Genomic DNA, 20,643 nt, shown 5'->3' with positions numbered 1-20,643 from the left:
TTTATACGTTTTATTTCAGCATACCTGAAATAAATAACTTCGTCCGAAATTAGACGTGGTAACTGTTCATATTTTAACTTAATAATGCTGAATTAGTGCACTAAGTCACTTATCAAGTGTAATAAAATTTAGTCGGCAACGCCAAGTTATCCATTATAATTGACCAGCAGTCATAACCCCTTCAACGGAAGAGCAGTGAATTTAGTACCTGAGAATGATCTGGAATTAACAGACGAAGAAATGCATTTGTATAGCCGACAGATTTTGTTAGAAGGTTGGGATTTAGATGGACAAGAAAAACTAAAATTAGCGAATGTTCTGATTGTAGGATGTGGTGGAATTGGCTGTACAGTTGCAGAGTTATTGGCACGTGCAGGGGTTGGTAAAATAACCCTAATTGATGCAGATCATATTGAGATCAGTAATTTACAGCGACAAATTGCATTTACTCAATCGGACATTGGTTTTTATAAATCAGAGATTCTGGCAAAGCGCTTAGTTCAAATAAATCCACATATTCGGGTTGAACATCATGTCGCCAAACTTGATGAAACCAATGCCATATCATTGGTCAGTGAACAAGATTTAGTGCTTGATGGTTGCGATAATTTCACCACACGATATTTGGTCAACCAAACTTGTAAACAGTTGAATGTCGCCTTGATTAGTGCATCAGCCATTGGTTTTCAAGGGCAATTATTCATGATTGAAGGGGATTCAGCTTGTTATAACTGCCTATTCCCTAAAGAACAGCACAGTAATGAAGGTCTACGCTGTGCCGATTCGGGGGTGCTTTCGACCACGCCGAATGTGATGGCCAGTTTGCAAGCGCATCATGCTTTATTGTACTTAGGTTTAAACCGTATGCCATTACTTCAGAAACTGTTACTTTGGGATGGTTTAACTATGAAACAGCGAATCTTGGCATTTGAGAGAGACCAAAATTGTTCAGACTGTCAGGCAAGATCGACCTTAGAGTCTTAATTTTTTGTTAAACTCACGACTATGAATTTTTAACCACATTTAAATATGATGAAAAATAATATCTGGCTTGATGGACTGCGTTCCGTTGCCCGTATGGGGGAAACCGCAGTTGTTGCGGCAAAGGCTGGCTTTAAATATGCAACTGAAAAGCCAAGTAATGCCAAATTAATGCGTGAAACTTTTGAAGATTTAGGTTCGACCTATATCAAGCTTGGGCAATTTATTGCAAGTACACCATCGTTATTTCCTCGTGAGTTTGTAGAAGAATTTCAAGGTTGCTTAGACCAGACGCCATCTTTACCGTTTAGCTATGTTCAACATGTTTTAGCCTCTGAATTTGCTGGTCGAAATTTAGATGAAATCTTTGCTTCAATTGAGGAAAAGCCGCTGGCATCTGCTTCAATTGCACAAGTACATGCTGCAAAGTTGGTTACGGGTGAAGATGTCGTACTCAAAGTTCAAAAACCAGGTGTAGAAACAATTCTCTATACCGATTTGAATGTCTTGCACTGGGCCACCAAAATTTTGGAAAAAGCAGTACCCAAAGTTAAATTTGCTTCATTGGCAGACATTGTCGATGAAATTAAAACCCGTATGGTTCGTGAAGTTGATTTTATTGAAGAAGCCCAAAATATTGATGATTTTGTCAATTATTTGAATGTGACGAATAATAAAGCTGCAACTGCACCCAAAGTTTATCATCAGTTTTCAACCCGTCGCGTGTTGACGATGCAACGTTTATTCGGTGTACCTCTGACTGATTTTGAAGTGGTAAAAAAATATTCTAAAGATCCATCGCAAGTTCTGATTACAGCAATGAATACTTGGTTTGGTAGTCTAATGATGTGTAATAGCTTCCATGCAGATTTGCATGCAGGCAATTTAATGCTACTCGAAGATGGACGTATTGGTTTTATCGACTTTGGTATTGTGGGGCAGTTGAAACCTGAAGTTTGGACCGCTTGTATGGCATTTATGGATGCATTGCAACGGACAGACTATAAGCTCATGGCAGAGAACATGCTCAAAATGGGGATGACTGATGTCGCTATTGATACTCAGGTTTTAGCTGTAGATTTGGAACGACTATTTAGTGGAGTTTTGTTGGCAGATCCTCAAGAAATTTTGAGTTCTAACCCAGCGGACTTAAATGACATTATGATGGATATGGTTGCTGTTGGTGAGCGCCATGGTATCCGCTTCCCACGTGATTTTGCCTTATTGTTCAAACAAATGCTGTATTTTGATCGATTTATGCGCGTCCTTGCACCTTATACTGATATTTATGCAGACCAACGTTTGCAAATGGTGCAAACTATCGATCCAAGTTTGATGTTGAAAAATTAATATTCAAATTTCTATTATCTATTCATGGCTAAAAGGCAAAGCCATTAAGCCATGAATAGTTTGAGATTTAAGGATCATGTTTTATGGATGCGATAGTCATTGAAGGCTTAAAGGTGAATACCGTGGTAGGTTGCTTTAATTGGGAGCGACAGATCATTCAACCTTTAATGTTAGATTTGACCATTCATGCTGATTTAGAAGCAGCAGCCAGTTCGGATGAACTTGAAGACACATTAAATTATGCTGAAATTTGTAGCATTTCTGCAGAAGTGATCCAAAAAGCTCAGCCTAAATTAATTGAACATGCTGCAAAATTGGTACTTAATGCGCTTTTTTCTACCTATCCTGCGATAGAATCGATTAAAATTACGATTCGTAAGCCTGCCATTATTGCAGAAGCCAATTCTGTAGGAATTCGTATTGAACGCCACCGAAACGATTTACGCCTTAGCACTGGCGAGTAATCTTAATTCCCAACACAATTTTCGTTATGCCTATCATCAGATATGTGGGCTTGGTGTGGTTGAGTTTTCTAAAATTTATGTGATTCCATGCCGTGATGGTGTAGGGGCAGACTATTGGAATGCAGCTTGCCTATTACATTCAAAATTAACCCCTGAGCAAATTATTGCACAATTAAAGCAATGGGAAGCAGATACAGGTCGTGTTCGTCCATCTCATCAAATATCATTGGATGTTGATCTGATTGCATGGGGAATGTCATTAGAGCAGATGCAATTTAACCCTAAAAAAATGCCTTTAGCACTCGATGTGAAAATTCCGATGGCGGATGTTTGGTCACATCCAAGTTTTGAGGATTCAAAACATGAGTTCCCTACAATTAAATGTCTAGAAGTTATTAACATATAAAAACGAGGCTGTTTCATTGACTATTTTAAAATGAACATTGAATCAGCTGTAAGAGATTTGCTGTTATGAAAATTCATTTTTTTCTATGTACACTGCTGAGTGGTCTAGTCGTGGGATGTAGCTCAAATACTCCTATGGAAAATACACAAACGACACCACCAATTTCAACAACGGATTTGGCTGGTGATGAAACGATGCTGCATGCGCTCAAACAAGCCGTCTATTTGTCTCTTCAGGAACAGCCTTTATATCAGTATGCATTCTATGATTTGAATCAAGATAGTATTCAAGATGCGATTGTGATGTTGAAAGGTACAAATTGGTGTGGCTCAGGCGGATGTACAGTATTGGTTTATCAGGGCATGAGTCGTGATAAATTTCAGCCCCACAGTAAAATGACCGTAGCTGATGTACCCATTGTGGTTTTAAATAGTAAGACGCAAGGTTGGTCAGATTTGTCGGTTTATTCACGTGGTTCGGGACAAGTCATTCTAAAATTTAATGGTCGAAGTTATCCAGCTAACCCTTCACTAGAACCTAAATATACAGGTAACTTGCAACAAAGTGGAAACAGGGTTCTAATTCAATAACGAAATTTGAAAATGTAAAAAGCAGTGTCATTTGGCACTGCTTTTTACTGCAAAATATATTGAGTCAGTTAAATAAAATAACTGGTTTTAGTCATGAGTTTTGAAATGGCGGTCATGGTCATGCGAACAGGCATAGGCAAATCTACACCACCAGCATTGAGCGCTGTATCACGATGATGCAGCTCATCTTCATTCATTTGTTCTAAAATTTTACGTGAACGGTTATCTTGAGCAGGCAGTTGACTAATATGATGTTGTAAATGCAGACTGACTTGGCGTTCAGTTTCAGCCACAAAACCTAGACTGTATTTGTCACCAGCAATACCAGCGAGTGCCCCCATACCAAAAGACAAGCTATACCAGATAGGATTGAGTAAACTGGTGTGGCTATCGAGTTCTTTTAAGCGGTCTTCACACCATGCTAAATGATCTTGCTCTTCAAGAGCCGCTTTTTCCATTTCAAGGCGGACATTCGGCAGTTTAGCCGTGAGAGCTTGCCCATGATATAACGCTTGAGCACATACTTCACCACTATGGTTGACACGCATGAGTCCTGCCACATGACGTGCTTCACTTACAGCCAATTGCGTTTCTTCTGGAACAGCAGGATTTTCTCGCTGAGCTGCTGTCGTCCCTGGCACGAGACTGCGAAGTGCTTGGTCAAAAGAGTTAATGAGCTTATCAATGCCCGTATAGTGACGCATAGGGTTAATCCTCTAAAGAGACTTGAGCTGTGTTGACTAGTGGTTTTAAACGAACCAATAGCCAAACGCTAAATATTGCACTAAGTACAGCGGTAATACAGAACAGTATTTTAATATCAATTTTTAAAATACTTAAAATGATAATAGAAAAAATAGCCGAGCTGACCATAAACACCGCATTTAATATGTTGTTTGCAGCAACAACACGTGCACGGTGTGATCGAGGTGAATACGCTTGCATCATGGCATACAGTGGAACAATGTAAAAACCGCCACTAATTCCAAGTAGAGTAACCGCCAACATGACATGGTAATAACTCCAACCTTGCTGGAATACATCGGCAAGATGTAGGAGTTCCCCTGTGCGTACGGGAACAAAAGCGAGACTGGCAGCCAAATATAAGGCAAATACCGTTAAGCCAATGGCACCAATTGGAACCATTTTTAAATTAACTTCTGTGCCACCAATTCTGCGACATAACAATGAACCAATCCCGATTCCTACAGAGAAAAAGGTCAATAGAAGACTGACGACATTTTCAGATGCATGTAAATTTTGCTGCGTTAGTTGTGGGATTTGAGTTAAATAGGTTGCTCCGTAAAACCAATACCAAGAGTTCCCCAATAGCACTAAATAAATGAGCGGAATGCTCTTTGCATACTTTAATGTTTGAAAACTGGTTCTGAAAAAGTTCCAATCAATTTCTAAATCAGGTGTGGTGACATTTTGCTTAAGAATAAAACGGCTAGAGAGGTAACCCAGAATCGCAATCGTAACGATCGTCAAGCTAATCCAGAGTAAATTACCATCTGAAGCAGAAATAACAGCACCGCCCAAAATCATACCAATTAAGATAGCCATTGAAGTACCCGATTGAAATAAGGCATTCCCCGACATCAATTCATTTGGTTTTAATATTTCGGGCAAGATTGCATATTTAATAGGGCCAAAAAAGGTAGAGTGCGTGCCCATCAGGAACAGCGCGAGTAGCAATAGCCATAAATGTCCAAGCAAAAAACCTGCACTACCAATCAACATAATAATGATTTCAAGAATTTTAATACCGCGCACCAAGCGCGCACGTTCATATTTGTCAGCAATTTGTCCCGCTGTTGCTGAAAAAATGAAGTAAGGGAGAATAAACAATAGTGCTGCAAGGTTATTGAGTGTACTTACATTGGCACTTTGCTGATTAATCCATCCATAGGTAATCACCAACAACAAGGCTTGTTTATAAACATTGTCGTTTAATGCGCCTAAAAACTGAGTCATAAACATCGGTAAAAAACGACGAGTGCTTAAAAGATGTTCTTTTTTTTCCATGACAATGTGAACTTCATAAAGTTTTATTAAGAAATGTGAGCATCTGGTAAAATAGCCATGAAAATCATGTATGATATTTTAATCCTATGCTGTGGTGAAAAAATCAATAAAATTGAGTTCTTTAGCCAGTATAAATTTTAAACTTTTCATTACAAATACGAAGGGCTGTTGATTAGACCCATCATGAGTTTAGAGTATTCTATGCTTGTAAAAACCAATTTTAAAAAGTCGACTTTAACCCTAAGTATGAACTCTATCTTGGAGTTGAATCATACCAATAAAAGTTTGTGTTTGAGCGCTTTTTTAATGTTTTTTGCCCAACATGGCTTCGCTCAAGAGATGAGTGTGGTACAACCTAAAAATGCAGCCACGTCCCATATTGAGCAGGCGGCTAAAGATGAGCTGAATGCACAAATTCAAGCAGAAGCACAGACGCAGAATTTAAGCCAAGCGGAGCAACTAGAAAAAGTTGAAAACTATCAAAATAAGGATTCAGTACCTGATAGTTATGTAATGCTCCAAGATCAAATCCAACAGAATGGTCAAATCGATGCTTTTAAGCCAATTGCCTTTGAAGATTTAGAAGAGCTGCCTGAAACACCCGTCGATCAGGGTATGGCAAATGAAATTTATAAAGTAGCGAACGAAGCAAAGGCTGAGGCAGAAAGATATCGTGCAGGTCAGACTCAAGAAGTAGTAATACGTAATCCGACTCCGCAGGAACTGACCGAAATTAATCAGGCGCCAGTAAATGTCGACCAATTAATGAATCGTATTCAGGCGGACAGCCAAATTGTCGTAGAGGCAAATGAGTCGGGTAAAACATTGCCAGAATTAGGCTTAGTCACGGAACCTGCAGTAGAAGAAAAGGGCTTTTTAAAACGTTGGTATTATAAATTTAGGCCGTCTAAAAATGAGCTGACTTCGACGAAAGTGCCGCGGATTAAAGCTGAAATTGTCATAGTGGATGCAAAAAATACTAATCCAGATTTGCCTGAAAAAGAGTATCAACAAGCACTTTTAAATTTAAAAAATAACGTGGGTGCGAAACTGTCTAGCTTTACGCAGGAATCTTATGGTGATTTTAATGCAGCTTTACCTCAGTTAAGAAGTTTAGCCAATTTAGCTGCTCAGGCCGTAGGATTTTATCATGCTGAATTTCAGTTCCACAAAACCAGCGAAAGTCGTGTCAAAGTTAGCATTAAACCGAATATGCCCGTTTTGGTTAATAGTCAGAACATTGAATTTAGTGGTGGCGGTGCCAATAGTCCGCAGTTCCAAGTCATTAGCGTGTTACCAGACTTAGATATTGGAGATGTATTCAATCACGGGCAGTATGAAAATACAAAAAAACGGATTGTCGATGCTTCTACAAACAACGGTTATTTTGACGCCTATTGGCGTTTGCATGATGTGAAAGTTGCTCAGCCTCAAGACTTGGCTGACATTAATTTGCGGTTTGAAACGGGTGAACGTTATAAGCTTGCTGACGTAGAATTTCGCATGAGTGATCCCGCTAAACCATTCCCGCTGGATATGGATATCTTAAAGATGATGGTGCCATGGGAGGATGGTGCGGATTATGCATTGTGGCGTGTGAATACTTTAGCAAACAATTTAACCAATTCACGCTATTTTAACTATACTTTGGTTGATGCGGTACGTCCTGACCCCGTTGAGTTGCCTTTAGAGCTTCCACCAGATTTGCAAGCCTTAGTTGACCAAGAAAAAATTGCAAGTAGCGATTTGCAAGTTCAAGACCAAAAAGACGTAAATTCTGCGAAGGAAGTAACGCAATCTGTGGTCAACGAAGATCAATTTGCTGGTGCAAATGATAAGGAACTTGGTCCTGATATTAAACAGCAGAGAGCCGCTCAAGAATCTCGTTTAGAAGAAGATGAACGACTGAAAATACAAGCACGTGATGAGAAAAAAGTACCAGTAATTGTTACTTTAAATGCAGACCGTTTAAATAATGCTGAAGTTGGTTTAGGCTGGGGTTCGGATACAGGTGCAAGATTAAGAACGACTTATCGTCGAGCTATTGTGAACTCAAGAGGTCACTCATTTGATGCGAACTTAGAGTTATCACAAATTCGACAAGCGGTGGATACCCGCTATAACATTCCATATAACCATCCATTAAACGATTATATTAGTTTAGTCGGAGGATATGAGCGTGAAGAGCGAGATGGTGTTGCTCAGGGGAATAGTTTAACCATCGAATCTGCGGTTGTCGGGGCGGACCGTATTATTAAGCGTTCCGTGGGCAATTGGCAGCATACATTTGGTTTGCGTTATCGATTAGACCGTCTAAGCCAAAATGGGGTAATTGATGAAAGTGATATTCCTGATGCATTTTTAGCGAGCTCGGATACGGAGCAACAATCGTTGCTGGTAGGTTATGAAGCTTCACGTGTAGATTCAGATAAACGTGTAAATCCAACAAAAGGCTTTCGACAAATTTATAAAGTAGAAGTCGGAAGTGAGGCACTTTTATCTGATGCAAATATGGCAATATTAAATGCAGGCTGGCGATTCATTTATTCCTTGGGTGAAAATAATGACCACCAGTTTATAGGCCGTAGTGACTTGGGCTATATCGTGACTGAAGACTTTAATAAAATTCCTTATAATCTTCGGTATTTTGCGGGTGGAGATCAATCTATTCGTGGTTTTGACTATAAGAGTTTAACACCAGAAGTGGATGGTTATAAAATTGGGGGGCAAGCTTTAGCAGTTGGTTCACTCGAATATAACTATCAATTTAAAGACGGATGGCGTGCAGCATTATTTAGTGACTTTGGTAATGCGTATGATAAAAACTTTAGTAATGATACAGAATATAGCGTTGGTCTAGGCATTCGCTGGGCATCTCCTATTGGGCCTTTACGCATAGATGTTGCATCGGGTATTTCGGATGAAGATCATCCAATTCGCGTGCATTTCTTTATTGGTTCACCACTTTAAAATTTAAACTTAATTTTATACTTGAGAAGGTTATGGCTGAAGTAGAACAGCAAAAACAAGAATTGCCCGAATCACCACTGCCTAAAAAGCGTCGTGTTATGAGGAGTGTCCTTTTAACGCTACTCCTTTTGGTAATTTTGCTTGTATCTGCTTTTGCCATCATGTTTTCGACCGACAAAGGAAGTAAGTTTCTCCTGAATCGCGTGTTGGAACGGCAACATATTATTCATTATGAATATGAAGGTGGTAATCTTTTAAAAGGCATTGTTTTAAAAAATATTTTGGTGACCTTGTCTGCGGTAGATGTGAAGATTGATCGTGCCGAAGTGACTTTAGGGTGGAGGGCTTTGGTTCATAAAGAAGTTCATTTATATAGTGCCGATGTCCGTAATTTGCAGGTCATCACCAAAACGGCACCCAGTAATGAGCCTTTTCAGTTTAAAGAAATTAAATTGCCATTTACCCTTCGTTTAGATCATGCAGATGTTGATCATTTATTGATTAAAACACATGCAGCATCAGTGAACTTTAAAGATATTCAATTAAATGAAGCATTATGGTCCAACACGAAATTAGAGTTTGAAGACTCTAGTGCGGATATGGGCTATGTAGCCATTAAAAATGCGACTGGAAATATGGATTTTCAGGGTAAATATCCATTACATGCAAAAGCAATAGTGAATATTCCAGCGTTAAATCATAGTCTAAATGTTCGTGATATTCAGCTTGTTGCGAAAGGAAGTTTGGATACGGTTACAGCTGGATTTGCGACTAACACACCTGATTTGCTGTCTGGTTGGGGGGTTGTACATCCCGTTCGTAGTCATGTTCCTATGTTTGGACAATTAAAGTTCGAAAATTATCACTGGCCATTACTGACCGATCAAAAATTATTTACCCAAGCAGGTGTTCTTCGTTATCAAGGGGATATACAACGCCTCAATCTCGGATTATCAACTGATTTAACAGGACAAAATCTTCCAAAAGGTAAATATACTGCTGCTATGCACACGGACTTGGTACATCAATTGAACATTGACCAGTTTAATGGTCAAGTGATGAATGGAACAGTTGATGCCAAGGGTCTGGTCAGTTGGGAAAAGCATGTACATTGGGATGTACAGGGACGTTTAAATAAAATTAACCCAAAAGATAAGTTGATTCCGCAAGTAGTTAAAGATTTCTTACCGCCAAGCCTTGATGCAAAAATTGCTTCGACTGGTCGTTTAGAAAAAGGGTTACATCTGACAGGTTTGGTTGATTTTGATCAATATGAAACTTGGAATTTAAAATTAAATCAGAATGAAGCGAAACCGAAACAGCATCAACCAATGTTACTTGACGTTGCGTGGAGAAATATTGATCGTGCGATGCCTTATATTGGGTGGCTAAAGAGTGATTCAGGCGATGTTCAGCTTCGCTTAATTGAAGGTCAGCAAAATGTGGTGGTTTCTTCGGTGATTAGTCAGCATGAATCTGCCTTACTTCCAGCAGGTCAATATAAGGCGCAACTCAATATTAAGCAAAATATATTAAAAGTGCCAAGTTTTAGTTATGTTGCCAATAAAGGGAGTTTAAGTGGGCAGGCGAATGTCATTTTGCCTACAGAGAAAACGCAATTAAAATGGGATGCTAAGCTTAAGGCTCAAGATTTCAACCCACAAACTGTTGTTACTGCTGCACCAGTCGATTTAGTTAATGGTCAAATACAGGCGAGCGGATATGCAAAACCGAATCAACATATTATTGAGCTTAAAGGAATTAACCTGATTGGGCATTTACCACAACAGGCTCAACAAGAAACAGTACAACTCACAGGTAAAAGTACAGTAGCTGTACTTTTTCATGATGCTAAAGTAGGTGGTGGCTTTAAAAGCTTTGCAGTAAATTACGATGGTGCATTAAAATCGAGCAAAATCCAAGAAAGTAGCGGACTGTTAAAAGTTAAAATTTCTGGTACACCTCAGCTACTTAAAATCGATCAACTTCAACATGATGGTATTGCTGGTAAAATTCTTGCACAAGGTAAAGTCGATTTAAGCAAGGGGATAGGTTGGAATATCAATGCTTCATTGGTCCGCTTTAAACCACAGTATTTCGTCTCTACGGTTCGTGGTGAAATATCAGGTATTGTTCAAACAGAAGGCTTTTGGTCTGATGCACTCAAACGTATCAATATTCAGAAGTTGAATGTAGCAGGCTATATTAATAATAAGCCTGTACGTGGTACTGGTAATTTGGCTTTGGTTTTAAATAACACGCAAAAAGGTTTTTTACCACAGCACTTTGAAGCCAATAATTTGTATATGTCTTATGCAAATAACCAAATTCAAGCCACAGGCAATGCGCAAAATTTAAGACTTAAAATTAATGCACCTGCATTATACGAACTGTATGGTGGCTTAAGAGGTAGAGCTTACGGTTATTTTAATATACAGTCGCAACCGCGTTTACAGGCAACGGCAAATCTTGCAGTTGATGATTTTAGAGTGGGTAATATTCTGAGTATGCAAAAATTGCGCGTACAAGGTCAGTTACCAACTTCCGAAATTACCCCAACATTGCTTAAAGCTGAAATGACAAATTTACGAAGTGGCAATAGAGAAATCCAACATGGTGTGGTTTCACTTGCTGGTACGAGAAAAGCACATGTATTAAAGGTCCAAGGCAATAACCGATTTAGTAATTTTTATGTACAGCTTGCTGGTGGGTTTAATGGTAATAACTCATGGTTAGGTCAGATTCAAAAGGGTGACTTTGACTCGGTTCGCGTACGTTTGGTACAACGTCAGAATGCTTCGGTGGTGTTCAATCAAAATACGACAGAATTATTTGTAGGAGCACATTGTTGGGCAAGTCAGCAAAGTGAGTTGTGTTTCGATCAACCCATTCGAATTAGTAAAGCCAAAGGTAATATTTCTTTTCTGACTAAGAACCTTGACTTAAATGACTTTGCTGCATTTATGCCAGAAGGTTTAGCAATTACAGGAAAGGCTAATGGTTATGCGAAAGCAGCTTGGGCACAAGGTAGTAAACCTAAAATCGATGCGCGAATGGTATCGCGTCAAGGCATTATAGGGATTGCTGCTGAGGATCCTCAAGATACGGCATCTTCATTGAGATATGATGAAATTTCGGTGAATGCAAAAAGTGTTACACAAGGCTTGCAGCTTCGTTTAGATGTAAAAGCTCCAGAAATTGGTACGGGTTATACCAATGTAATTATTGATCCTTTCAAACCGAATAAACCTATACAAGGTGAGATTGCGTTTAATGAAGTGCAATTGAAAGTCTTCAAGCCATTTATAAAAGATATACGTACATTAAGTGGAACGCTTTCTTTTGCGGGGAAAGTGGGTGGTGAACTTATGGCACCACGCTTAACGGGTGAAATGCGTTTGAAAGATGGCGTAATCAGTATGATTTCGCTACCAGTTAATTTGACTAATGTACAACTCTACTCTTCCATTCGTGATGACCATGCCATTATTAATGGAGCATTTAACAGTGGTCAGGGGGTCGGTTTACTTACAGGAAATGTAGACTGGAAAAATGAGCCACGTATTCAATTACATTTAAAAGGCGATAATCTATTAATTCGCCAAGCTCCACTGATCACTGCACTTGTTACACCTGATTTTAGTCTGGATGTTATGCCTTTTCAGAAAAAATTAGTATTAAAAGGTGAGGTTGACGTACCACGTGCTTTAATTTCGATGCCTGAATCTTCTGCCCCAGTGGTAGATGTCTCTTCTGATGTTCGAATTGTACAAGAAGGTCAAGATCAGTTGGCAATTTTAAAGTCAGCACGTCCTTGGGATATTAAAGCAGATGTGATGATTAATTTAGGCAAACAAGTTGTATTCCAAGGTTTTAATAGTCGGATTCCATTGGCTGGGCGCTTATATTTATCACAACGCGGCCTTGAAACAGCCATGCGTGCGAATGGTGCGATAGGCGTAAGTCAGAAAGTTAAAATCGAGGCCTATGGACAAAGTCTTGATTTAAATCGTGCAATTGCACGTTTCAATGGCCCTTTGTCAAATCCAACTTTGGATGTCGATACCAATAAAATCATACAAGGAACCATCGTTGGAGTACGTGTTACGGGTACCGCAAGTAATCCAAATATTCAAGTTTACAATGATGGTAGTTTGACTGAACAAGAAGCCATGAATGCATTGATTACAGGGCGTATCGATGAGGGTGCAAATAATATTAATCAGACTGAAACATTTAAGTCAGATGTAAATAACACCATCGCGGCAGCAGGAATTAGTATGGGCTTAGGGGGAACACGTGCCTTTACCAATCAATTGGGGCAATCCTTTGGTTTAAGTGGACTAGCATTAGATGCTCAAGGTACGGGGGATGATACTCAAGTGAGTGTAACGGGATATATCACACCAGATCTGTATATTCGTTATGGAGTTGGTGTGTTTACGCCAGTCAACAAATTAACGTTACGCTATCAAATCAATCAAAAATTGTATTTGGAAGCAAGTCAGTCAGTCGATCGTGCTGTAGATTTCTTCTATAACTGGCGTTTCTAAGTCACGGAAATCATATTCTTTTGTAGCATATTATTTATGATTGTGTTGTTTGGAATTTAACCAGTGTTAAGGAATGCTGATCGTAGACTGTTAAGTAATTTCAGATTAAAAATACAAAGGTTTAACTTGTAGATTTAGTCTGAAATGACACTTAACAGGTCTATTGTTATCGTATTTATTGGGAACTATCTCCGCCGTTATGAGTTGGATGTTGAGATCCGGTTGTTGAATGTTCTGCAGTGTTTGTTGGTTTTTGGGCGACTTTTGGTTCGCGGTTAGGCATATAGTCTGGATCGCTTGACATCGCTAAATATAGAAAAGAAAAAAAGATGGTTGTGATAATTCCAACAATAACAATAAATTTCCAACCCAAAACGGTTGATTCGGTGTCGTTAGAAGAAGAGGTTTTCATAGAAAGCCCAAATGGGAAAAAGGTTATGTATAACACAAAGCTAGTGCTAGGTGATAACTAGTTGAAAATTAATTTATGCCTTAAATTTGAATTAATGCTAAAATTTTGAACTATTTAGAGTATGTTTTATTAGACAGTAAACAGGTAAATTGTATAATTGGCTACATTATTTAATTATGAATTATATATGAAAAATTTTTCTCGAGCCGTTCAGCTCATTGATTTTAATGTGAAAGGAGATGATAGAGGGTCATTGATTTCACTTGAAAGAAATATAAGCATCCCTTTTGATATTCAACGAGTCTATTACATTTTTGACACGAAGACGGATGTTAAAAGAGGATTTCATGCTCATAGAAACTTAAAACAAGTTTTAGTTTGTGTGAATGGATCGTGTCAAATTTTAATCGACAATGGGAAAGAAAAAACCACCGTATTATTAGACTCACCAAATCAAGGTTTATATTTGGAAGGCTTAATTTGGCGTGAAATGTTCGCTTTTTCAGAGAATTGCGTGCTTATGGTGCTGGCAAGTGAGCTCTACGATGAAAGTGATTATATTCGTAATTACGAAGAATTTATAAAAGAGTGCCAATAATGAACTACTTTATTCATCCTTTATCTGATGTTCAGAGTAAAGCAATTGGTGACGGGACAAGAATTTGGCAATTTGCTGTAATACTACCGCAAGCCATAATTGGTCGAAATTGTAATATTTGCTCTCATTGTTTAATTGAAAATCGAGTGGTAATTGGCGATAACGTTACAGTAAAATCGGGCGTTCAATTATGGGATGGTCTAACGATTGGTAATGACGTTTTTATTGGTCCTAATGTGACTTTTACAAATGATAGATATCCAATTAGCGGTAATAAACATTATGAGCAGTTAGATACACTAGTTCACAATAATGTCTCAATTGGTGGTGGTGCCACAATTTTGCCAGGAATTGTAATAGGAGCTTATGCCGTTGTTGGGGCAGGCGCTGTCGTAACTAAAGATGTGCCTGAATATGCTACTGTTGTAGGAAATCCTGCAAAAATTCTTAAAATTTCAAAGCCTAGTGACGAAACATGAATATTCCATTTTTAGATTTAAAAGCTGCATATTTAGAATTAAAAGCAGAAATTGATGAAGCAATTTTAAGAGTGACAAATAGTGGCTATTATGTTTTAGGCCCTGAAGTCGAGCAGTTTGAGAAAGATTTTGCAGAATATTGTGGAGCAAACTATTGTATTGGTGTCGCTAATGGCCTTGATGCATTGACGCTCTCATTAAGAGCACTGGGTGTAACTCAGGGGGATGAGGTAATTGTTCCATCTAACACTTATATTGCAACTTTATTAGCAGTTAGTCAGTGTGGTGCTATACCAGTTCCAGTAGAATTCAACGAGTTAACTTACAACATTAATCCTGAATTAATTGAATCAGCAATTACAGATAAAACAAAAGTCATTATTCCTGTGCACTTATATGGGCAGCCTGTTGATTTAGATCCAATTTTAGAAATTGCTGAAAAATATGGTTTAAAAGTTTTAGAAGATGCTGCTCAAGCACATGGTTCTACCTATAAGGGGAAAAAAATTGGTGGTCATGGTCATGCTGTAGCATGGAGTTTTTATCCAGGTAAGAATTTGGGTGCTTTAGGTGATGGTGGTGCAATTACAACTAATGATAAAGTTCTTGCTGACCAATTACGTACTCTTCGAAATTATGGCTCTGCACAAAAATATATAAATATTGAGAAAGGGTATAACAGTCGCCTAGATCCAATTCAAGCGGCTATTTTAGGTGTGAAATTAAAACATTTGAATCAATGGAATGCGCGTCGACAAAAAATTGCCGAAATGTATTTTTTAGGACTTTCAGGTACAAATTTTATACTTCCTAAGATTATCCCTGAGGCAAATTCTGCGTGGCACTTATTTGTAATTAGATCTAAACAGAGAGACAAGTTACAAGACTATTTACAAGCACATGGTATTCAAAGTCTGATTCATTACCCTATCCCACCACATGCTCAGTGTGCTTATGAGACTGAATTATCACATTTGAAGGGTAAGCTTCTACTAACTGAAAACGTTTCTAATGAAATATTGAGCTTGCCAATTGGTCCTCATCTAAGTGAGGAATCAGTTTCTTATATTATTGATGTATTAAAAGGGTTCTCATGAATAGCACTAATCAAGAGTTTGTGAGAAAAGCACCCTCGGTAACAGTTTTTTTATTTGCTTATAATCAAGCCGAATATATTAAACAAGCTTGTGAAAGCATCCTAGCGCAAGACTATTCACCATTAGAAATTATTTTTTCTGATGATTGTTCAAGTGATGATACTTTTAAGATAATGACTGAAGTTGCAGAGCAATATTCGGGGCCGCATAAGGTAAAACTTAATAAAAATGAGCATAACATTGGATTAATTCCGCACATTAACCTAGCGAACAAATTAGCTGCTGGAGAGTTATTAGTTGCAGCAGCAGGAGATGATATTTCTGAGCCGAATAGGGTTACTGAAATTGTCACTGCTTATTGCAAGTCAACGAATCAGCCTACATCGATTTACTCAGATGTTCTGGAAATGTCACCCTCTGGTGAACTTGGCAAGGTTAGTCTTCCACCAGTAGAAAAGCATGGTAGAGCTGTAGAAAAATGTGCTGTTAGTTCAGCTTTAATTTGTGGCGCTTCACATGCTTGGCATAAAAGCTTATTTGAAAAATTTGGTGAGATTACTGAGCTTAAAGCTTATGAGGATTTAGTGCTTGCATATCGTAGTTCAATACTGAAAGGACTGGTTTATATAAATAAACCCCTTGTGAAGTATCGTTTAGGTGTGGGTATATCCGAGTCCGGAAAGTATGATAATAAAGCTAAAGCCGATTCTGAACTTCGTAAAAAAATGCAGATAAGAGAAGTGAACATTATGCTTCCAGTATTATCCCAAAGACTTATAGATAGTAAAACAGCGCAGGTAGATCCAATCATCATTAAACTTATTGAAGACAGAATGAATAAGTATGAGCTTGTAAAGCAAATGCTGTTAGATCAGAAATCGTTTTTAGATTTATTCAGCCACGCAAAAAAAACATCTATCCTCCCTTTCTTTTTCAAATCATTGTTAAGAAAGTTACGTGGGAAAAATTTTTAAATCTTATAGATAAAATAATGCTCGATTTAGGATCGAGCTTTTTTATGTAGAGTAGATTTATTATTAAAAAAATTTCCCATTTTAATATAGTATTAAAATGGGGGAGATTAGTTATCTATTTTCAAAAGATTATAAATACTTCCAGTTCAGTATTGGAATCTACGATGTGAAAATATCTTATATGCGATTTTGGTAACTTATGATTTATGCAAAAAATATATTATAACTTCGCTGAATTATGACAATAAAAGTATGTTTGAATGGAGTCTATCAAAATTATTTCTCAATAAAATGATCACTCGAAAAGTGACCATTGTTATCTACTTATTTATAACTAATGAATGATCAACTTTAGATCGTGTTGCTTTTTTTCTTAGGAAGGGACTCTCAATAAATTTGTATGTAAAAATTGATAACAACACAACAAAACTGAAGATAATTGGAAATAAAAGATAATAGGAGTGCAAAGAAATATTATTGAAGTCTATAACATTTAGAATAGAAAAGAAAAAGTACAAAACGGCACCATGAATAAGATAGATACTATAGCTAACTTCTCCAAGTATCCGTAAACCATTGTGATAGAGTACACCAAAGAAATTATAACCATTTGCAATAAATCCAAAAATGATCGCTAGAGGAATCATTTGTGAAAATGTATAAGGATCTGTAAAGAATAAAGAAAACAAACTTAATGTTATTACAATTACATTGGTTGAATGAGGGGACTCACACATAAATTTTTTAAATTGTTGCTTCAGTTTAATTGCGGGGATAGAAAGAACAAATAGGGCATAATAATAGTGAGACTTTTCCTTTAAAATATAGAAAAATAAGGCCGCAATAATGATAATGGATAAAGTTAAGGGAATTTTTTTGTGATAAACACAATAAATAATTGGAAGACTAAAGTAAAACTTCCATTCATACGCCAATGTCCAACTTACACCTGCTATGATGAGACCACTTTCAAATCCTTCAAAGCTTCCACCCTTGAAAAGAAGCCAGTCACTGACCCATTTCAATAAAGCCCCAAAATTAGTACTATTGATCTCAACATTAAGTAAAGTAATAACAAAAATGAAGATGAAAGCTGCTATATAAAGAGGGTAGATCCGCTTTATTCGAGATAGATAAAGTTGCTTCCAATTGATATCCACTTGCATCATTTTATTAATAAAAAGATAACCAGTAATGAGGAAGAAGAGCGAAACGGCAGTTCCTCCGAAATTATTGATTAAAATAAATTCAGGTTTTTTCCATTCACCCACAGTTTTCCATACATAAGTGATGTAGAAATGATGAGCAAGTACAGAAAGAGCAAGAATCCCACGTAAACCGTCCAGTGGAGAAGCACGCTGAATGATTTCACTCGGTAAAAATTGAGCTCTTTTTAAGAGAATAGCGGCAAGCCCGATACACAAAACTAGGACTAGAAAAAGATATAAGGCATCAATTGGAAAAAATTGCATAATGATGTTGATGAAAAAATTACGTGGGCATTTTATGTATGCCTTTCTTATATTTCCACATAATTTTTAATTTTTGAATATATTAAATCCTAGGTTTATTGCTTTATAGGCTGTTTCATTTGCTATGTGGATCATTTTAGAGCTCAGGATCTCCAAATTCAGATTTATCTAATTGGCTTAATGCGTTAAATTTAAGAACTGAACCTCGAAAGAGTATCTTTAAGGTATTATTTTTTAAAATATAGCTTCCACTACCATCTTTATATTTTAATGAGCTTCGAAAAAGTATTTCCATCGTACTTGAGGTAATTTGTCTAGATCAAGAAAACCTATAGATAACAGCCACTAGATACCTAAAACCAATTAAACCATATGAAAAGTAGGTGTATAGTAATTGGACTTGCTAATTTTGAGCGATAATCACCATGCCAATCAAATTTGTACTGCGTTTTGCAGCGATTTTATTTTCAGTTTTAATCTTGGCGGCAATAGCTATTAAATTTCTCTTTAATCCGCACTATACCGTGATTTTTTGGATTTTTGCGGTACCTTTTATTTTGGGTGTCCCAATTTTAGCTTCAGTAGTTTTAGCGAAAAATGAGGAACTTGATATTCATTCAGTGAATTAAAGTTGACATATAAAACAAGTCTTAAGTAAAAAGTCCTTCGATTGATGGGCTTTTTTTAATTGATATTTTGCAAAACTCGCACAGTTTATTTTCAATATCTTTGCTATGTTAATCTTTTATTTAAAGAAATATCCTTTATGAAAAAAAATATGATGTTTGGGTTGATCATGGTGATTCTGTCGGGTTGTAGTACAGTGCAAAAGACAGAAACTGAAAAAACGAACATTGGAATGGCAAATCCAGCAAGTACTTTTTGTGTTGAACAGGATGGTAAATTGGAAATTAGAAAAGAAGCCAATGGTGAGGTTGGGTATTGTCATTTACCGAATGGGCAGATTGTAGAGGAATGGCAATTTTTCCGTCAGAATCAGGCAAAATGTGTACCAGAACAAGCAGCAACTTTAGTTGGGCAGATTGGCTTGACTGAGGCGCAAATTAAACAAAAAACCAATGCTCAAACTGTGCGTTTAGTTCAGCCAGGTCAACCTGTGACGATGGATTATCGCGAGGACCGGGTAACTGTAACTATTAATCCTAAAGATAATAAAGTAGTTCAAGCAAATTGCGGTTAATTGATCGAGTAAAAAAGCCCTAATTAGGGCTTTTTTAATATTCAAAGCCAGTAATGGTTCATCATTTCAAAAAGTTTGACTATCATAGTGCGCAAAATTGGAGAGTATGCATGAAAAAAATTTATTTTTTAGCTATTGTGGCAGCATTAGCAGGATGTTCTGAAAAGAAGCCATTAACTCCTGAAGAACAATGGCACGGCTACTGTACCAGTATGGGGAATGCTGCGCGTTCAATTATGCTTGATCGCCAAAGTGCTATTGAAAAAAATAAGGCGATTGAGCACGCCAACAAAATTGATGATGAATTTACCAAAAAATTCATTCTGGACATTATTGAACAAGTGTACGCAATGCCTGAAGTGCAAATTAAACAAGATAAAGATGCAGCACGTGAGCAAATTAAGACGCAAATTACTGAGAAATGTTTGATCACACCACACGATAAATTGCCAGAGTATAAGCAGTTCTAACTTGTTTATGATAGTTAAAATTTCATCATTTTAAAATTTAAATAAAAGCCTTGTGGAAAGATACACAAGGCTTTTATTTACTAGGTTTTAAAGTGGAATAATGTTTGATATTTCATGTAATTGAAATAGCCTAAGCATATTTAAAATATATGATTCATTGGTTGTAGATATAGAAAACAGTCCATTTTTAAAGAATAATAAAGACAGAATAATAACAAGCAGAAGGAGTGAGATATGGAAGTAGCTGGATATTTAAATCAAGCTGATTTACTTTTACAGGACGAAACACATTGTATGATCATATCTGGGAGTCATTATGTGCTGAGTCTTGGCGATAGAGTTTATATACAACACTCAATAGACACGGATCTGAAGCTCTATGCTGTAAAAATCTCTTTTGCCAGTGCGCAACACATGATGTTGCATGAAGATGAAATTCAGATCAAATTTGAAGGTGATGAATCAGGATTGGCTGAATATTTAAAGGGCACGACTGTCCACTAAGGTTGAATATTTATCTGTAGTAAAAAAAGGCAACATAGGTTGCCTTTTTTGTTTTTGAATGGCAGTTCAAAGTTAATGTGAAAAAAGCCCAAAT

Annotated in this window: 19 protein-coding genes; 15 read left to right on the top strand and 4 right to left on the bottom strand. The window is 37.2% G+C overall.

Going from position 1 to position 20,643, the window contains the following annotated elements; translation table 11 throughout:
* The first annotated feature begins 240 nt into the window (after positions 1 to 240).
* The 5 genes from F4W09_RS12240 to F4W09_RS12220 all read left to right on the top strand — a co-directional run bounded on the left by F4W09_RS12240 (position 241) and on the right by F4W09_RS12220 (position 3,791).
* A complete protein-coding gene (locus F4W09_RS12240) occupies positions 241 to 984 on the top strand; it encodes a HesA/MoeB/ThiF family protein (RefSeq protein ID WP_151505005.1) in 744 nt (247 codons plus the stop codon).
* A 48-nt stretch (positions 985 to 1,032) separates the two neighbouring features.
* Entirely contained in the window at positions 1,033 to 2,331 is a 1,299-nt protein-coding gene (locus F4W09_RS12235) for an ABC1 kinase family protein (RefSeq protein ID WP_151505004.1), read from the top strand.
* 83 nt (positions 2,332 to 2,414) lie between these two features.
* Positions 2,415 to 2,795, top strand: coding sequence for a dihydroneopterin aldolase (gene folB, locus F4W09_RS12230; protein ID WP_044740393.1), 381 nt, complete (start codon positions 2,415 to 2,417; stop codon positions 2,793 to 2,795).
* The gene (locus F4W09_RS12225) at positions 2,752 to 3,201 is read left to right on the top strand and encodes a 2-amino-4-hydroxy-6-hydroxymethyldihydropteridine diphosphokinase (RefSeq protein WP_104442023.1); all 450 of its coding nucleotides are present in this window, start codon (positions 2,752 to 2,754) and stop codon (positions 3,199 to 3,201) included. Before folB ends, F4W09_RS12225 begins: the two co-directional genes overlap by 44 nt.
* Positions 3,202 to 3,266: 65 nt before the next feature.
* On the top strand, positions 3,267 to 3,791 hold the full coding sequence (locus tag F4W09_RS12220; RefSeq protein ID WP_151504960.1) for a COG3650 family protein: 525 nt from the start codon (positions 3,267 to 3,269) through the stop codon (positions 3,789 to 3,791).
* A gap of 68 nt (positions 3,792 to 3,859) precedes the next feature.
* Here F4W09_RS12220 and coq7 read toward each other — a convergent pair whose 3' ends face one another.
* A complete protein-coding gene (gene coq7, locus F4W09_RS12215) occupies positions 3,860 to 4,495 on the bottom strand; it encodes a 2-polyprenyl-3-methyl-6-methoxy-1,4-benzoquinone monooxygenase (RefSeq protein WP_044740395.1) in 636 nt (211 codons plus the stop codon).
* 4 nt (positions 4,496 to 4,499) lie between these two features.
* A complete protein-coding gene (locus F4W09_RS12210; RefSeq protein WP_151504959.1) occupies positions 4,500 to 5,819 on the bottom strand; it encodes an MFS transporter in 1,320 nt (439 codons plus the stop codon).
* Positions 5,820 to 6,020: 201 nt separating this feature from the next.
* Between F4W09_RS12210 and F4W09_RS12205 the strand changes: the two genes are divergently transcribed.
* Both F4W09_RS12205 and F4W09_RS12200 read left to right on the top strand, forming a co-directional pair.
* The gene (locus F4W09_RS12205) at positions 6,021 to 8,789 is read left to right on the top strand and encodes an autotransporter assembly complex protein TamA (protein ID WP_151505003.1); all 2,769 of its coding nucleotides are present in this window, start codon (positions 6,021 to 6,023) and stop codon (positions 8,787 to 8,789) included.
* A gap of 32 nt (positions 8,790 to 8,821) precedes the next feature.
* Positions 8,822 to 13,342, top strand: coding sequence for a translocation/assembly module TamB domain-containing protein (locus F4W09_RS12200; protein ID WP_151504958.1), 4,521 nt, complete (start codon positions 8,822 to 8,824; stop codon positions 13,340 to 13,342).
* A gap of 175 nt (positions 13,343 to 13,517) precedes the next feature.
* Here F4W09_RS12200 and F4W09_RS12195 read toward each other — a convergent pair whose 3' ends face one another.
* Positions 13,518 to 13,754 carry a hypothetical protein gene (locus F4W09_RS12195; RefSeq protein WP_016166373.1) on the bottom strand — a complete coding sequence of 79 codons (237 nt, stop codon included), beginning with the start codon at positions 13,752 to 13,754 and terminating at the stop codon, positions 13,518 to 13,520.
* A 187-nt stretch (positions 13,755 to 13,941) separates the two neighbouring features.
* Here F4W09_RS12195 and F4W09_RS17435 point away from each other — a divergent pair, with 187 nt between their 5' ends.
* Genes F4W09_RS17435 through F4W09_RS12175 form a run of 4 tightly spaced genes read left to right on the top strand, consistent with a single transcriptional unit; the run spans position 13,942 to position 16,902 of the window.
* The gene (locus F4W09_RS17435; RefSeq protein ID WP_044740399.1) at positions 13,942 to 14,352 is read left to right on the top strand and encodes a sugar 3,4-ketoisomerase; all 411 of its coding nucleotides are present in this window, start codon (positions 13,942 to 13,944) and stop codon (positions 14,350 to 14,352) included.
* Complete coding sequence (locus F4W09_RS17430) at positions 14,352 to 14,831, top strand: acyltransferase (protein WP_016166371.1); 480 nt, start codon at positions 14,352 to 14,354, stop codon at positions 14,829 to 14,831. The genes F4W09_RS17435 and F4W09_RS17430 overlap by 1 nt, the downstream gene beginning before the upstream one ends.
* A complete protein-coding gene (locus F4W09_RS12180) occupies positions 14,828 to 15,928 on the top strand; it encodes a DegT/DnrJ/EryC1/StrS family aminotransferase (RefSeq protein WP_151504957.1) in 1,101 nt (366 codons plus the stop codon). The genes F4W09_RS17430 and F4W09_RS12180 overlap by 4 nt, the downstream gene beginning before the upstream one ends.
* Positions 15,925 to 16,902, top strand: a complete 978-nt coding sequence (locus F4W09_RS12175) for a glycosyltransferase (RefSeq protein ID WP_151504956.1) — start codon at positions 15,925 to 15,927, stop codon at positions 16,900 to 16,902. Before F4W09_RS12180 ends, F4W09_RS12175 begins: the two co-directional genes overlap by 4 nt.
* A 320-nt stretch (positions 16,903 to 17,222) precedes the next feature.
* On the opposite strand, the gene F4W09_RS12170 is transcribed toward F4W09_RS12175, so the two are convergent.
* A complete protein-coding gene (locus tag F4W09_RS12170) occupies positions 17,223 to 18,374 on the bottom strand; it encodes an acyltransferase family protein (RefSeq protein WP_151504955.1) in 1,152 nt (383 codons plus the stop codon).
* Positions 18,375 to 18,799: 425 nt separating this feature from the next.
* Between F4W09_RS12170 and F4W09_RS12165 the strand changes: the two genes are divergently transcribed.
* The 4 genes from F4W09_RS12165 (at position 18,800) to F4W09_RS12150 (ending at position 20,549) form a co-directional block, all read left to right on the top strand.
* Positions 18,800 to 19,003 carry a hypothetical protein gene (locus F4W09_RS12165; protein WP_016166367.1) on the top strand — a complete coding sequence of 68 codons (204 nt, stop codon included), beginning with the start codon at positions 18,800 to 18,802 and terminating at the stop codon, positions 19,001 to 19,003.
* 137 nt (positions 19,004 to 19,140) lie between these two features.
* Positions 19,141 to 19,575: an I78 family peptidase inhibitor gene (locus F4W09_RS12160; RefSeq protein ID WP_044740401.1), complete on the top strand. Its 435-nt coding sequence runs from the start codon at positions 19,141 to 19,143 to the stop codon at positions 19,573 to 19,575.
* Positions 19,576 to 19,685: 110 nt separating this feature from the next.
* Positions 19,686 to 20,045, top strand: coding sequence for a hypothetical protein (locus tag F4W09_RS12155; RefSeq protein ID WP_044740402.1), 360 nt, complete (start codon positions 19,686 to 19,688; stop codon positions 20,043 to 20,045).
* A gap of 234 nt (positions 20,046 to 20,279) precedes the next feature.
* Positions 20,280 to 20,549 (top strand): hypothetical protein, encoded by a 270-nt coding sequence (locus F4W09_RS12150; protein ID WP_044740403.1) that lies wholly within the window; start codon positions 20,280 to 20,282, stop codon positions 20,547 to 20,549.
* Positions 20,550 to 20,643: the final 94 nt, after the last annotated feature.

The sequence above is a fragment of the Acinetobacter tandoii genome, assembly GCF_008867985.1.
Classification (GTDB): domain Bacteria; phylum Pseudomonadota; class Gammaproteobacteria; order Pseudomonadales; family Moraxellaceae; genus Acinetobacter; species Acinetobacter tandoii.
This window is presented reverse-complemented; position numbering and strand designations above follow the sequence as displayed.